General features: G+C 70.9%; 15 protein-coding genes. 6 read left to right on the forward strand and 9 right to left on the reverse strand.

Annotated elements, in window-relative coordinates; translation table 11 throughout:
- Positions 1-32 precede the first annotated feature (32 nt).
- Both ACZ7L5_RS39820 and ACZ7L5_RS39825 read left to right on the forward strand, forming a co-directional pair.
- The gene (locus ACZ7L5_RS39820; protein ID WP_471523372.1) at positions 33-2,285 is read left to right on the forward strand and encodes an MMPL family transporter; all 2,253 of its coding nucleotides are present in this window, start codon (positions 33-35) and stop codon (positions 2,283-2,285) included.
- A 225-nt stretch (positions 2,286-2,510) separates the two neighbouring features.
- Positions 2,511-3,668, forward strand: a complete 1,158-nt coding sequence (locus tag ACZ7L5_RS39825; RefSeq protein WP_471523374.1) for a serine hydrolase domain-containing protein — start codon at positions 2,511-2,513, stop codon at positions 3,666-3,668.
- A 51-nt stretch (positions 3,669-3,719) separates the two neighbouring features.
- Here ACZ7L5_RS39825 and ACZ7L5_RS39830 read toward each other — a convergent pair whose 3' ends face one another.
- Positions 3,720-3,995, reverse strand: a complete 276-nt coding sequence (locus tag ACZ7L5_RS39830) for a DUF1876 domain-containing protein (RefSeq protein ID WP_328881094.1) — start codon at positions 3,993-3,995, stop codon at positions 3,720-3,722.
- 265 nt (positions 3,996-4,260) lie between these two features.
- On the opposite strand from ACZ7L5_RS39830, the gene ACZ7L5_RS39835 reads away from it, so the two are divergent.
- The 3 genes from ACZ7L5_RS39835 to ACZ7L5_RS39845 all read left to right on the forward strand — a co-directional run bounded on the left by ACZ7L5_RS39835 (position 4,261) and on the right by ACZ7L5_RS39845 (position 6,918).
- Positions 4,261-5,772 carry a purple acid phosphatase family protein gene (locus ACZ7L5_RS39835; protein WP_471523376.1) on the forward strand — a complete coding sequence of 504 codons (1,512 nt, stop codon included), beginning with the start codon at positions 4,261-4,263 and terminating at the stop codon, positions 5,770-5,772.
- Between the two features lie 19 nt (positions 5,773-5,791).
- Positions 5,792-6,505 carry a class I SAM-dependent methyltransferase gene (locus ACZ7L5_RS39840; RefSeq protein ID WP_471523378.1) on the forward strand — a complete coding sequence of 238 codons (714 nt, stop codon included), beginning with the start codon at positions 5,792-5,794 and terminating at the stop codon, positions 6,503-6,505.
- 137 nt (positions 6,506-6,642) lie between these two features.
- The gene (locus tag ACZ7L5_RS39845; RefSeq protein WP_362384608.1) at positions 6,643-6,918 is read left to right on the forward strand and encodes a hypothetical protein; all 276 of its coding nucleotides are present in this window, start codon (positions 6,643-6,645) and stop codon (positions 6,916-6,918) included.
- Positions 6,919-6,961: 43 nt separating this feature from the next.
- On the opposite strand, the gene ACZ7L5_RS39850 is transcribed toward ACZ7L5_RS39845, so the two are convergent.
- The 7 genes from ACZ7L5_RS39850 to ACZ7L5_RS39880 all read right to left on the reverse strand — a co-directional run bounded on the left by ACZ7L5_RS39850 (position 6,962) and on the right by ACZ7L5_RS39880 (position 11,985).
- Positions 6,962-7,807 carry an EamA family transporter gene (locus tag ACZ7L5_RS39850; RefSeq protein WP_471523380.1) on the reverse strand — a complete coding sequence of 282 codons (846 nt, stop codon included), beginning with the start codon at positions 7,805-7,807 and terminating at the stop codon, positions 6,962-6,964.
- On the reverse strand, positions 7,804-8,310 hold the full coding sequence (locus ACZ7L5_RS39855; RefSeq protein WP_328881099.1) for a YbaK/EbsC family protein: 507 nt from the start codon (positions 8,308-8,310) through the stop codon (positions 7,804-7,806). Before ACZ7L5_RS39855 ends, ACZ7L5_RS39850 begins: the two co-directional genes overlap by 4 nt.
- Before the next feature lie 66 nt (positions 8,311-8,376).
- A complete protein-coding gene (locus ACZ7L5_RS39860; RefSeq protein ID WP_328881100.1) occupies positions 8,377-8,826 on the reverse strand; it encodes an organic hydroperoxide resistance protein in 450 nt (149 codons plus the stop codon).
- Positions 8,827-8,949: 123 nt separating this feature from the next.
- Positions 8,950-9,411, reverse strand: coding sequence for a MarR family winged helix-turn-helix transcriptional regulator (locus ACZ7L5_RS39865; protein ID WP_471523382.1), 462 nt, complete (start codon positions 9,409-9,411; stop codon positions 8,950-8,952).
- Entirely contained in the window at positions 9,408-10,169 is a 762-nt protein-coding gene (locus tag ACZ7L5_RS39870) for an energy-coupling factor ABC transporter ATP-binding protein (RefSeq protein WP_471523384.1), read from the reverse strand. The genes ACZ7L5_RS39865 and ACZ7L5_RS39870 overlap by 4 nt, the downstream gene beginning before the upstream one ends.
- Complete coding sequence (gene cbiQ, locus ACZ7L5_RS39875; RefSeq protein ID WP_471523386.1) at positions 10,157-10,918, reverse strand: cobalt ECF transporter T component CbiQ; 762 nt, start codon at positions 10,916-10,918, stop codon at positions 10,157-10,159. The genes ACZ7L5_RS39870 and cbiQ overlap by 13 nt, the downstream gene beginning before the upstream one ends.
- Before the next feature lie 8 nt (positions 10,919-10,926).
- On the reverse strand, positions 10,927-11,985 hold the full coding sequence (locus ACZ7L5_RS39880) for an energy-coupling factor ABC transporter permease (protein WP_471523388.1): 1,059 nt from the start codon (positions 11,983-11,985) through the stop codon (positions 10,927-10,929).
- A 166-nt stretch (positions 11,986-12,151) separates the two neighbouring features.
- Between ACZ7L5_RS39880 and ACZ7L5_RS39885 the strand changes: the two genes are divergently transcribed.
- Positions 12,152-12,562 (forward strand): SsgA family sporulation/cell division regulator, encoded by a 411-nt coding sequence (locus ACZ7L5_RS39885; RefSeq protein ID WP_471523390.1) that lies wholly within the window; start codon positions 12,152-12,154, stop codon positions 12,560-12,562.
- 3 nt (positions 12,563-12,565) lie between these two features.
- On the opposite strand, the gene ACZ7L5_RS39890 is transcribed toward ACZ7L5_RS39885, so the two are convergent.
- Positions 12,566-14,239 (reverse strand): penicillin-binding transpeptidase domain-containing protein, encoded by a 1,674-nt coding sequence (locus tag ACZ7L5_RS39890; protein ID WP_384188373.1) that lies wholly within the window; start codon positions 14,237-14,239, stop codon positions 12,566-12,568.
- Positions 14,240-14,305: the final 66 nt, after the last annotated feature.

Below are 14,305 nucleotides of genomic sequence, written 5' to 3' on the forward strand. Positions count from 1 at the left end.
CCCAATCCACGACCTGACCGGGAGACGCCCTCGTGGCCACGTTCCTCTACAAACTCGGCCGGCTCGCCTTCAGGCGACGGCATTTCGTCGCCCTCATATGGGTCGCGCTGCTCACCCTCGCCGGTGTGGGTGCGGCCAGCGCGCCCGCCGCGGGCACGACGTCCTTCTCGATCCCCGGCACCGAGGCGCAGAAGGCCTTCGACCTGCTGGAACAGCGCTTCCCCGGCATGAGCGCCGACGGCGCCACCGCCCGGGTCGTCTTCAAGGCGCCGGACGGGCAGAAGATGACGGACGCCGGCAACAAGGCGACCGTCGAGGACACCGTCAAGGAGCTGTCCGACGGCTCCGAGGTGGCCTCGGTCGCCGACCCGTACACAGCGAAGGCCGTCAGCAGGGACGGCACGGTCGCGTACGCGTCGGTGAAGTACGACGTCTCCGGCATGGAACTGCAGGACTCCTCACGGGACGCCCTGGAGGACGCCGCGAAGGACGCGCGGGACGCCGGGCTGACCGTGGAGATCGGCGGTGACGCGCTCCAGACGGTGCCGCACACCGGCGCCACGGAGATCATCGGCATCGGGGTCGCCGCGGTCGTCCTCGTCATCACCTTCGGCTCGCTCATCGCGGCGGGGCTCCCGTTGCTGACCGCCCTGATCGGTGTCGGTATCGGCATCTCGACGATCACGGCCCTGGCGAGCGCGCTGGAGCTGGGCTCCACGACCTCGACGCTGGCGATGATGATCGGCCTGGCGGTCGGCATCGACTACGCCCTGTTCATCGTCTCCCGCTACCGCGCCGAACTGGCCGAGGGCCGCGAACGCGAGGAGGCGGCCGGCCGGGCCGTCGGCACCGCGGGCTCCGCGGTGGTCTTCGCCGGTCTGACGGTGGTCATCGCGCTGGTCGGCCTGTCGGTCGTCAACATCCCGATGCTCACGAAGATGGGCATCGCGGCGGCCGGCACGGTCGTGATCGCGGTGCTGATCGCGCTGACGATGATCCCGGCCCTGCTCGGCTACGCCGGCAAGAAGGTGCAGCCCGCCGGGAAGAAGAGCCGGTGGATGGGCGGCAACCGGGCCGCGAAGAAGGCGGCCTCCGGCACCGGCGAGGCGGACAGGCCGGCCAAGCCGAACCTCGGCACCCGCTGGGCCAGCTTCGTCGTACGCCGTCCGATCGCCATCCTCCTCCTGGGCGTCGTGGGCCTCGGCGCCGCGGCCATCCCCGCGAGCTCCCTCGAACTGGGTCTCGGCGACGACGGTTCGCAGCCGACGTCCACCACGCAGCGGCGTGCGTACGACCTCCTGTCCGACGGCTTCGGGCCCGGCTTCAACGGCCCGCTGATGGTCGTGGTCGACGCCAAGGGCAGCGGTGACCCGGACGCGGCCTTCAAGCAGGTCGGCGACGACATCAAGGGCATCAAGAACGTCGTGGCGGTGACGCCCGCGGCGCCCAACAAGGCGGGCGACACGGCGACGATCACGGTGATCCCGGACGCCAAGCCGTCCTCCGTCACCACCGAGGACCTGGTCCACGCCATCCGCGACAAGGGCGCGGAGGTCAAGGCCGACACGGACGCGACCGTACTGGTCACCGGCTCCACGGCGATGAACATCGACGTCTCCGAGAAGCTGAACGACGCGCTGCTGCCGTATCTGGCGCTGGTGGTCGGCCTCGCCTTCCTGCTCCTGATCGTGGTCTTCCGTTCGATCCTGGTCCCGCTGAAGGCGGCGCTCGGCTTCCTGCTGAGCGTGATGGCGGCGCTCGGCGCGGTGGTCGCGGTCTTCCAGTGGGGCTGGTTCGCGGGCCTGATGGGCGTGGAGGAGACCGGCCCCGTGATGTCCATGATGCCGATCTTCATGGTCGGCGTGGTCTTCGGCCTGGCGATGGACTACGAGGTGTTCCTCGTGACGCGGATGCGCGAGGCGTACGTCCATGGCGAGAAGCCGAGCCAGGCGGTGGTGACCGGGTTCAAGCACGGCGCGAGGGTCGTCTCGGCCGCGGCCGTGATCATGATGGCGGTCTTCGCGGGCTTCATCGGCTCGTCCGAGTCCATGGTCAAGATGATCGGCTTCGGCCTGGCGATCGCGGTGTTCTTCGACGCGTTCATCGTGCGGATGGCCATCGTCCCGGCGGTCCTGGCCCTGCTCGGCAAGAAGGCCTGGTGGCTCCCGAAGTGGCTGGACCGGGCCCTGCCGAACGTGGACGTGGAGGGCGAGGGCCTGCGCACGGACGCCGAGTCGAAGGGATCCGAGGACCCCGACGAGGACCGGGCACTGGTGCGCGCCTGACGGGCCGCCGCTGACGTACCACCCTTGAAGTAACAGGCCGGCCGGTGAGGGCTCCGTGGGGACGGGTTGCCCTCACCGGCTTCTGTGCGGGGAGCGAACCGCGGCCTCAAGACCGGCGAGACGTCGGCCACATAACGGAATCCAAGGTCGCGCACCCGTGTTGGGATGAGTGTCGAAGGCGGACGAACCGGCCGCGGAACGAGACATTCGCAGGGGAGCACGGGCGTGGACGTGAACGGCACAGTGGCCGAGGGCTTCGAGCCGGTCCGGGAGGCGTTCATACGGAACTACGGCACCCTCGGGGAGCGCGGCGCAGCCGTCGCCGTGTACCGGGACGGGCGCAAGGTCGTCGACCTGTGGGCCGGCACGAAGGACGTCGACGGCACGCAGCCGTGGCAGCACGGCACCGCGCAGGTCGTGCGCTCGGCGACCAAGGGCGTCGCCGCCGCCGTACCCCTGATCCTGCGGCAGCGTGGAGAACTGGACCTGGACGCGCCCGTGGGTGAGTACTGGCCGGAGTTCAAGGCGCACGGCAAGGAGCGGCTGCTGGTCCGGCACGTGCTCAACCACCGCGCCGGGCTCCCGGTGCTCGACCGCCCGCTCACGCCCGAGGAGGCGCTGGACCCGCACCGCGGGCCCGAGGCGGTGGCGGCTCAGGCGCCCGCGTGGGTGCCGGGCACCGACCACGGCTATCACGCGCTGACCTACGGCTGGCTGCTGGACGAGCTGGTGCGCCGGGTGACCGGGCGGTGGGCCGGCGAGTGGCTCGCGGCGGAGATCGCCGGTCCGCTCGGCCTCGACCTGTGGCTCGGGCTGCCGGAGTCCGAGGCGGGCCGGGTGGGCCGTACCGGCCGGGTCGAGGGGCCCGAGCCGGCGGGCGGGCTCCACGCACGTCCGAAGCGCACGGTCACCGAGGCCTACGCGGACCCGGACTCCCTCACGCGCCGCGCCTTCGCCGCGATCACCCCCTTCCCCGACCAGAACGACCCCGCCTACCTCGCCGCCGCCCTGCCCGCGACGAACGGCATCGCGACGGCCGACGGTCTCGCCCGCTTCTACGCCGCGCTCATCGGCGAGGTCGACGGGGTGCGGCTCTTCGACCCGGCGACGGTGGAACTGGCGCGGGCGCAGGAGTCGGCCGGCCCGGACCGCGTCCTGGTGGTCAACACCCGTTTCGGTCTGGGCTACATGCTGCACGGCAGCGCGTCCCCGCTGCTGGGCCCGGGCTCCTTCGGCCACCCCGGCCGCGGCGGCGCCCTCGGCTTCGCCGACCCGGAGACGGGGATCGCCTTCGGCTATGTGACGAACGGCTTCCGCAAGACGGTGACGGCGGACCCGAGGGCGCAGGGGTTGATACGGGCGGTACGGGCGGCACTCGCCTAGCGTGCGGTGGTCGCGCGGCGTGCGGCTCAGACGGGGGCTCAGACGAGGGGCTCAGACGTGGATGGGGTGGGACGTACGCCCCGACGCCTGGTCGATCTCGCTGTGCGCCTTGGTGAGCATCTGCATCGCGAGCTCGTTCAGCGCACGGGCGCCGGCGATCTCCTCACCGACGCGTGGCTGATTCGCGTCCGTGTGGTGCCGTGCGGCGTGTCCGTGCGCGCGTACCTCGCTGCCGTCCGGGAGCCGCACCATCGCGACCGCCCTCGTGTGGGTCTCGTCCTCCTGGAACTCCATCTCGACATGCCATCCCACAGTGGTCTGCATCATGACGATCACCTCCGGAATCTCTGCTTCCAGGGTGCGCCTCGGAGGGTGCCGCCGCACAGTCAATATGGGGCGCCTGTTGCCGTAGGGGACGCCGGTGCGCAAAGAGCGCAACCCGGGATCAGTGAGACTCGGCACATCCGCTTCGAGGACCGGCTTCGCCCTGCTTCCATGGAGATGTCGCGTTCCATGGAGATGTCGTGCGCCGGACCTGGCCCCGCCGTCACCGCCACCTCCCCCGTTAACCGCACAGGGCCATATCGAGGACATGCGCTGCTGCTTCTCCGCCCACCTCCCCTCTCTCGCAGCACTGTCGGCCTTCCCCGGCCCCTGCGAGGTGCTGCGCTCCGGTGCCCGCCTCGCCCCCGCCCTGCTGCGCTCGGCCTCCGCCGCCATGCAGCGGGCCCGCTCGCACCACCCCGACGCCCTGATCGCCGTCAACCTCGAACTGGTCACCCTCACCGAGGACAGCGCCGTCATCACCTGGTACACCGGGATCCCCGGCACCGACGACGGCCTGGGCCACCCCCTGCCCGCGATCACCGAGGGTGAGGTCGTCTACGGCACCCACCCCTCCCGGCTCAACCAGACCGCGTCCGTCGACCGGCCGACCGCCCATCACCAGGTCGAGCTCACCGGCCTGGAGCCGGGGCAGACGTACTACTACCGGGCCCGCTCACGGGGCGTGGCCGCCACCCCCACCCCGCTGCACCTCGTGCGCGGCAACGCGGTGGGCACGTCGACGTTCGGGTTCGGCACGAGCGGCGGGCCGTACTCCTTCACCACCCCGCAGCCCCCGCCCGGCCGGCACCTGCTCTCGGTCGCGCTCTGCAACGATCTGCACCTCGGCGAGACCACCGCGGGCCTCGTCGGCGGGCTGCCCCTGCTGCGGGGGGTGCCGCAGCAACCGGGACGGGCGCCGTATCCCGAGCTGATGAGCCGCGCCCTGGTCGAGGAGGCCCGGCGGCGCGGGGCGGACCTGCTGCTGGCCGGGGGCGACATCTCGGCCGGCGGTGCGGCCCACGACCTGGGCGAGGCCCGGCGGATCCTGGACGGCTTCGGCACCCACGGGCAGGACTACTTCGTCGTACGCGGCAACCACGACCGCTCCGCCGACAACTCCACCTTCCACACCGCCTTCCCGGGCCTGACGGGCAGCGGCGGACCCGGATACTTCGCCCGTGACCTCGGCGGACTGCGGATCATCGGCCTCGACACCTACGTCAAGACCGGCAACGGCGCCGACGCGGGCGGCCTCGGGCCCGATCAACTCGCTTGGTTCCAGGCCAGGTTGAGGGAGGAGCCGGACCAGCCGACGGTGGTGTTCGGCCACCATCCGCTGACCGTGCGGGACTCCGTCTTCCCGGTGACCCGCGGCCAGTGCCTGGAGCGCCGCCAGGCCCGCACCGTCGTCGACGCCTACGCGAACGCCCCCGGCGTCTTCCTCCACCACGCGGGCCACACCCACCGCAACAAGCGCACCGTGCTGGTGCGCGCCCCGCATGTCACCCAGCAGGAGGTCGCCGCCGCCAAGGAGTACCCCGGCGGCTTCACCCTGCTGCGCATCCACTCCGGCGGCTACGCGCTCAACCACTACAAGGCCGGCGACCTGGCGGCCCGGCAGTGGAGCGAGCGCAGCCGCCGGGTGGCCGCGGGCCTGTGGCCCCACCATGCCCTGGGCCGCTCGGTCACCGACCGCAACAGCGTTGCGGCACACGACCTCTCGGGCGTCACGCCGCTCCCACCCCTCTCACGGAGCGTGAATCGCGGGCAACGGTGAGTGTCCGTAGCATCGGAGCATGGCGACCCTCTGGGACCTCATGCGGGACTGCATCCCCGACGACCACGCCCGTCAGGTCACCTCGCGGTACTACGTCGACGAGGTGATGAGCGCCCCCGGCGCGCCCGGGCTGGTCGTCGACCTGGGATGCGGACGCGGCACGTCCGCCGCCCTCTTCCGCAAGCACGACCCCGAGGTGCGGTGGGTCGGCATCGACATCCGGGACTCACCGGAGGCGGGCCAGCGCACGCCCGGCGGTGACCCGGTGGTGCACTACGACGGCGTCCGTCTCCCGCTCGCCTGCGACTCGCTGCCGCTGATCTACTCGCACCAGGTCTTCGAACACGTCGCCCGCCCGCGCGAACTGCTCGCGGAGATCGCCCGGGTGCTGGCGCCCGGCGGCTGCTTCATCGGATCGACGTCCCAGTTCGAGCCGTACCACTCCTTCAGCCTGTGGAACTACACGCCGTACGGCTTCCGGATGCTGGTCGAGGAAGCGGGGCTCGCGCTGGAGGAGATCCGGCCCTCGCTCGACGGGGTGGCTCTGATCATGCGGAGCTACCTGGGCAGGCCGCCGGAGTACAGCCGGTACTGGGACGAGCAGTCCCCGCTCAACTCCGAGATCGACCAGTGGGCGCGGCACGGCCACCGCAGGACGGCCCTGGTGAACCTGCGGAAGCTCACCTACTGCGGCCAGTTCGCGTTCCGGGTGGGCAAGCCGACGCTCGCCTAGGGTGCCGCACTTCTGGCGCAAGATGTCGAAACTCGGCGCGCCGCAGGATGATTTGGGGCATTTCTTACTTAATCTCCCTTAATCGTAAGGGGTCACCCCTTCACGCATTGCATCCACCTCACTCCACCGGAGATGACATGCAGAAGCTTCGTAAGGCCGCCGTCCTGGTCGCCGCCCTGACCACCGTCGGGTTCCTGGGCGCCGGCGCGGCCCACGCCGACGGCGGGGACCAGTACAAGGTCCAGCAGAGCACCCAGTGCAAGTCCCACGACCTGAACATCGACATCCTCGGCGTCGTCGGTCTGCTCAACGGTGTGCTGGGCAACGGCCTCAACGGCGAGGGCGACTCGGGCAGCCAGGCCACGCACCTGGGCTCGACGATGGGCTGCAACAACAGCGCCTTCGGCGGCTGACCGCCTGACCGGTGAAGCCCCGGCCGACGGCCGGGGCTTTCACCTAACCCGTGTGCAGCATCAGCCCGATGCCCACCACCAGCAGCGCTGCCGCCGCGATCCGCGGCGCCCCGAACCGCTCCTTGAAGAACACCGCCCCGATCGCGGCCCCCACGATGATGGACGACTCCCGCAGGGCGGCGATCGGCGCCAGTTCGGCCTTCGTCTGCGCCCACAGGACCAGCGCGTACGCGGTGACGGACAGCGCGGCGCCGAGCAGCCCCAGCGCGGCGAACGGCCGCAGCACGGCGACCGTGTCGCCCCGCCAGCGCCAGACCGCGTACGCCGGGATGACGAGCCCCTCGGCCACCATCAGCCAGGCGATGTAACCGAGGGGCGACCCGGAGGCCCGTACGCCCAGCCCGTCGATGACGGTGTACGCCGCGATGCTCAGGCCGGTCGCCAGCGCGGCCCCGATCGCGGCCCAGTTGGGCCGGCTCCCGCGCAGCCCCCACAGGGCGACACCGGTCAGTCCCGCGCAGGACAGGGCGATGCCGGCGGCCGCCCAGCCGTTCGGCACCTCGTGCGCGAACACGGCCGCCAGTACGGCGACCACGAGCGGCGCGGTGCCGCGTGCGAGGGGGTAGGCCTGCCCGAAGTCCCCCAGCCGGAAGGACTTCATGAGCAGCGCGAAGTAAACGATGTGGACGACGGCGGAGGCGAGAAGGTACGGCCACGCCTCGGCCGCCGGGAACGCCCCGAAGGGTATGAGGGCCAGCCCGATCAGAACCCCGCCACCGGCGATGAGCGTGAATCCCACCAGCTTGTCGGTGATCTTGTGGGCGATGGCGTTCCAGCCGGCGTGCGTGACGGCCGCGAGCAGGACGGCGGCCGTGACCAGCGGGGTCACGAAGTCTGCTCGCGCACGTCCACCAGGGTGGCACCGGCATGGGCGACCAGGTCCAGGGGTGCCATGGGGAACACCACGTGCGGGTTACCGGCGGCGGCCCAGACGACGTCGTGCCCGAGCAGCGACCGATCGGCGAGCACGCGTGTCTTCGTCCGGTGCCCGAAGGGCGGCACGCCCCCGATGGCGTACCCGGTGGTCTCCCGTACGACGTCGACCTTGGCACGGGTGACCTTCTCGGCGCCGAGTTCCTTCCGCACCAGCTCCAGGTCGACCCGGGAGGCCCCGTCCATCAGGACGAGCACGGGGACGCCGTCGGCCGCGAAGATCAGCGACTTGCAGATCTCGCTGAGCTCGCACCCGATCGCTGCGGCGGCCTCCGCCGCGGTGCGGGTCGCGTCCGGGAACCGGCGCATCCGGGCGTTCAGGTCGCTCAGTCCGAGCTCGTGCAGAGCCTCGGCGAAACGTGGGTGGGCATGTGATTCCGATGCTTCCGAGGACGTCATGCCCGGCAGGCTAGCGGTCGGATACGTGTGCCACGAACGAATTCCAGGTGCTGAGAGGGCGGGGCCTCAGCCGAGCAGGATCGTGACGTCGATGTTGCCGCGGGTGGCGTTGGAGTACGGGCAGATCTCGTGCGCCGCGTCCACCAGCTTGGCGGCGAGACCCGCGTCCAGCACCGGCAGGGAGACGCTGAGCGCGACCGCGAGGCCGTAGCCGCGCAGCTTGTTGGGGCCGATGCCGACCTTCGCGGCGACCGTGGAGCCGGTGAGGTCGTAGCCCTCGCGGTTGCCGACGAGGATCAGCGCGTTGTGGAAGCAGGTGCTGTAGCCGGCGGCGAACAGCTGCTCGGGGTTGGTGCCGTTACCGTCGCCGCCCAGTTCCGGGGGCATCGCGACCTTGAGCTCGATCTGGCCGTCCTGGCTGGTGACATAGCCGTCCCGGCCGCCGTGCGCGGTGGCCTCGGCGACGTACATGATCTTCGTCGGACGGGTGTCGACGACGGTGCCCTCGTCGGTCATGGTTGGACCTCCCCCCAGACAGCGCGCATCGGAAAAAGGCGCGCACAAGTACATCGTGCACAAGGTACTGGCCGGTAAGTCGGGCCCCGTTACCAGGGGGTGGGAACCGGGGGTAACCCGAGTTCAGGGGGTGGGGTCCGCGGTGGGGTGTGCTCGGTGCGCGAGCTGCCACAACTCCTCGCGCAGTCGCGCGACTCCCGCCGCGTCGAGCCCCGTCGCGGTGAGCAGTGAGCCGGGCACGCACTTCGCGCGCTCCCGCAGCTCCTGACCGCGCCCGGTGACGGCCACGAGCACGGACCGCTCGTCCCGCGCCGATCGCTCACGCCGTACCAGGCCGGCCGCCTCCAGCCGCTTCAACAGCGGGGAGACGGTGCCGTAGTCGAGGCGCAGCGCGGCGGCCAGCTCCTTCACCGGCGTCTCGCCCCGCTCCCACAGGACCAGCAGCACGAGGTACTGCGGGTAGGTGAGGCCGAGGTCGTCGAGGAGCGGGCGGTACGCGGCCGTCACCGCCCGCTGGGCGGCGTACAGCGCGAAGCAGAGCTGGTCGTCCAGGGACAGCGACCCCACGTCCTCTTGATCCGTCACGCGCCCATTGTCACGGACCGCGGGTCGAATCCGAACGGCAGCTCAAGGCGATGGGCGCGCATGAGCTCGTCGTCCGCGAGGAGTTCGGCCGTCTTGCCGTCCGCCGCGATCACGCCCTCACTCAGGACCAGGGAGCGCGGGCACAGTTCAAGGGCGTACGGCAGGTCGTGCGTGACCATCAGGACGGTGACGTCCAACGAGCGCAGGATGTCGGCCAGTTCGCGTCGGGAGGCGGGGTCCAGGTTGGAGGAGGGCTCGTCCAGGACGAGGATCTCCGGTTCCATCGCGAGGACGGTCGCCACCGCGACCCGGCGCCGCTGGCCGAAGGAGAGGTGATGCGGCGGACGGCCCTTGAACTCGGCCATGCCGACCCGCTCCAGCGCCCGGTCGACGCGTTCCTCCAGCTCAGGATTCTTCAGTCCGGCCGCCGCCGGCCCGAAGGCGACGTCCTCCCGGACCGTCGGCATGAACAGCTGGTCGTCCGGGTCCTGGAACACGATCCCGACCCGGCGCCGGATCTCGGCCATGTGCTGCCTGCCGACGGGCAGTCCGGCGACCTGCACGCTGCCGGTGCCGCCGGTCAGGATGCCGTTGAGGTGCAGGACGAGGGTCGTCTTGCCGGCGCCGTTCGGGCCGAGCAGCGCGACCCGCTCGCCGCGCGCGATGGTGAAGTCCACGCCGAACAGGGCCTGGTGGCCGTCGGGGTAGGCGAAGGCGAGGCCGGAGACCTCCAGGGAAGCAGTACTCACAGGGCCCATCCCAACACGCAGACGACTAGGGCGGCGAAGGGCAGCGAGAGGGCGTACGACCACTGCGCCCGGGACGCGGTCACCTCGTCGATCACCGGCATCGAACCGGCGTACCCCCGGCTGATCATGGCCAGATGTACGCGCTCACCCCGCTCGTAGGACCGGATGAACAGCGCGCCCGCCGACTTCGCGAGCACGCCCCAGTGCCGCACGCCCTTCGCTTCAAAGCCGCGCGACTCCCGTGCGATGCGCATCCGCCGCATCTCGTCGGCGATGACATCGCCGTAGCGGATCATGAAGGACGCGATCTGCACGAGGAGGGGCGGCAGTTTCAGCCGCTGCAGACCCAGCAGGAGTTCGCGCAGCTCGGTGGTGGAGGCGAGGAGTACGGAGGCGGCGACGCCCAGGGTGCCCTTCGCGAGCACGTTCCAGGCGCCCCACAGTCCGCTGACGCTCAGCGACATGCCCAGCACCTCGACCTGCTCGCCCTCCGCCACGAACGGCAGCAGCACCGCGAACGCGACGAACGGCACCTCGATCAGCAGCCGCCTGAGCAGAAAGGCGGCGGGCACGCGCGCGACGACGGCGACGAGCGCGAGCAGCACGGCGTACAGGCCGAACGCCCACATCGCCTCCCGCGGCGTCGACACCACGACGACCACGAACGCGAACGTCGCGGCGAGCTTGGTGTGCGGCGGCAGACCGTGCACGGGCGAGTGCCCGTGCCGGTAGAGCCTGTGCGCGTGCCCGGCACCCATGTCGGGTCTCAGACGTTCGTGCTCGTGGGCGACACGTCGGCCGCCTCGTCCGTACGGCGCCGGCGCACCGCCCAGAAGATGCCGGTGCCCGCGACGACGGTCGCGCCGACGCCGATCACGCCGGCGAGGCCGCCGGACAGCCGGACGTCGTCGACGTCCTTGACGCCGTAGTCGGCGAGCGGGGAGTCGGCGTTCGCGTGCTCCTCCGCGGACTCGGCGAAGCCCTTGTCCTCGGCGACCTTCTCCAGGCCGTCGGGGCTGGCCGAGGCGTAGAAGCTGACGAACCCGGCGAGGACGAGGGAGGTGACCAGACCGCTGATCCACACGGTGCGGCGTGAGGTCCGGGCCGCGACCGGCTGCTCGGCCTCGGCGCCGGGAGCGTCGACGAGCTCGCCGCCGACCCGCAGCTTCAGCGGCTGCCGCAGATCACGGGCGCCGTGGACGAGGTCCGGCCGTACGGCGATGACGGCGCCGATCGTCAGCGCGGTGATCGCGGCCTCGCCGATGCCGATCAGGAGGTGGACGCCGCCCATGGCGGTGGCGACCTTGCCGATCGGGACGTCGGTGGTGCCGCCGATCCAGAACAGCAGGGTGAACGCGAGCGCCGCGGCCGGCACGGACACCAGCGCGGAGACGAAGGAGGCGGCGGTGATCGAGCGCCGGGTCTTCGGCAGGACCTTCACCAGGCCCCGGAAGACGGCGTAGGCGACGACGACGCCGACGATCGCCATGTTGGTGATGTTCACGCCGAGCGCGGTGAGGCCGCCGTCCGCGAAGAGGATGCCCTGCATCAGCAGGACGACGGAGATGCACAGCGCGCCGGTGTAGGGGCCGACGAGTATTGCGGCGAGGGCGCCGCCGAGCAGATGCCCGCTGGTCCCGGCCGCGACGGGGAAGTTCAGCATCTGCACCGCGAAGATGAACGCGGCCACCAGGCCGGCCAACGGGGCCGTTCGCTCGTCGAGTTCACGGCGTGCGCCGCGCAGGCTCACGGCGACGGCGGCAGCGGCGACCACTCCGGTCACGGCGGAGGTCGGGGCGTCTATGAATCCGTCAGGTACGTGCACCCTTCGATGGTGTGGCTTGATGCGAACTCTTTGCAAGAGCGTCTCAGTCTCTGTTGTAAACACGAGATAAGCCGCTCCGGAGGGTGTAATCCGGGAAATATGGGACATTGAAGGGGAAGCAGATGCACGGTTTCCGCGTACGTGACGCACGGTAAGGGGTCGTCCGATGTCCGTAGTCGAGCAGTATGCGCGAGCCCATATCGTCACTGACGCGGACCTCCTGGCGGAGGAACAGGACGCCGTTCCGGTCGTCCTGAAGTACGACCCCGAGACCGACCCGCGCTCGGTGTGCGTCCGGTTGCCCGGCCGCCGGGCACACGAGTGGACCTTCTCGCGCTCCCTGCTGGAACAGGGGCTGCGCGCCCCCGCGGGCAGCGGAGAGATACGGGTGTGGCCGTGCGGCCGGGTGCAGGCCGTGGTGGAGTTCCACTCCGCACAGGGTGTCTCGGTCGTGCAGTTCGACATGAAGGCCCTGATGAGGTTCCTGCGGCGGACCTACCTGGCCGCCGCACCCGCCGCACCCGCCGCATCCGCGGCCCCCGTCGAGCGTGAGGCTCAGGCTCAGCTGCGGGGCTGAGGCTCAGCCGCCCAGCTTCAGCAGTTCCGCCACGATCGGGCCCGCCGTCTCGCCGCCGTGGCCGCCGGCCTGGACGACGCCCGCCGCCGCGAGGTCGTTCCGGTACGCGGTGAACCAGCCGTTCGGATTCTTCTGGCCGTCGACCTCCGCCGAGCCGGTCTTCGCGCCGACGTCACCGGTCACCCCGGACATCGCCTCGGCCGCCGTGCCGTAGGCCGCCGTGTAGGACATCAACTCGCGCAGCTGCGACAGCGCGGACGCGGACATCGTGCGGGACGCCGTGGCGAGCGTGCGGTCGTCGACGCTCGGAGCCACCAGGTACGGCTGCTTGAAGGTACCCGTCTTGATGGTCGCGGAGACCGACGCCATGTTCAGCGGGTTCATCCGCACCCCGCCCTGGCCGATCAGCGAGGCGGCCATCTGGGCCTGCGACTGGACCGGGACGGAGCCGTCGAAGGTGGGCACACCGACGGACCAGCTGTTCAGGGAGAGGCCGAAGACCTGCTGGGCCTGCTTGGTCAGGCTGTCGTTGTCCAGCTCGGGCGCCTGGCTGATGAAGGCGGTGTTGCAGGAGCGGGCGAAGCTCGCCTTGAAGGTGCCGCCCTTGATCTCGAACTTGTCGTCGTTCTGGAACTTCCAGTGGCCGTACGTGAAGTACTTCGGGCAGGGGTGCTCCTTGTCCGCCGCCGCGAGGCCCTTCTCGATCAGCAGCGACGAGGTGATGACCTTCATGGTGGAGCCGGGCGCGAGGGAGCCCTGGAAGGCGATGTTGAAGCCGTGCGAGGAGTTCGCGACCGCCATGATCTCGCCGGTCGAGGGGCGCAGTACCACCACGGACGCCTTCGGCCTGGTGGCCACCTGCTTCTCCGCGGCGGCCTGCAGCGTCGGGCTCAGCGTCGTCTCCACCGTGCCCGGCGTGCCCTTGCTCAGCTCCACCAGGGTCTTGTCGGACAGCTCGGCCTTCTTGGACTCCTTGCCCCGGATCACCTGGAGCTCGATGCCCGCCTTGCCGCCCGCCTTCTCGCCGTACTTCTCGCGCAGCCCGTCCAGGACCGACCCCAGCGACGGGTACTCGTCCTCCGTCAGCTCACCGCCGTCCCGGTCGAGGGCCTTGACCGGCGGGGTGCCGGACTCGCCGGTGACGAGGGTGTCGCCGTCCTTCAGGTCGGGGTGAACGACCGCGGAGTGCCAGTCGACGAGCGGCCTGCCGTCCTCGGCCCGCCGCACGACCGTCAGCGAACTGTCGTACGTCAGCGGCTTGCTGGTGCCCTTGTACGACACCGTCCCCTTCACGGCGAAGGGGACCTTGGCGCCGGTGCGGGTGCCGGCGGTGAGGGTGACGTCCTCGATGTGGGCGTCCTTGGCGTAGCCGGCCAGCAGGGCCTTGGCAGCCGTCGCGTCGTCCGTGACGGCGGCCGCCTCGGTCACCTTGCCCTGCTGCCAGGCGGTGAGGAACTCCCGGGCCGCGGTCGTGACCTCCTTCGCCGACAGCGGGCCGGTCTTGACGGCCTTGGCCTTCTGCGAGCTGGACGACTGCGCACCGTTCTCAGCGGCGGATCCGCTGCCGAGCAGCGCGTAGACGCCGATCCCGGCGCCACCGAGAACCACGGCGATCATCCCGCCGAGCACGGCGGGGTTGGTCTTCCGTCGCTCGGCGACGCGCCTTCTGTTGCCCACTGCTTTCCGTTCCCTCGCGTATTCCAGGGGCCCCCGCCTGCCCCGCCTGCCTCACGCATACCAACG

This window comes from Streptomyces sp. NPDC107528 (assembly GCF_055639295.1).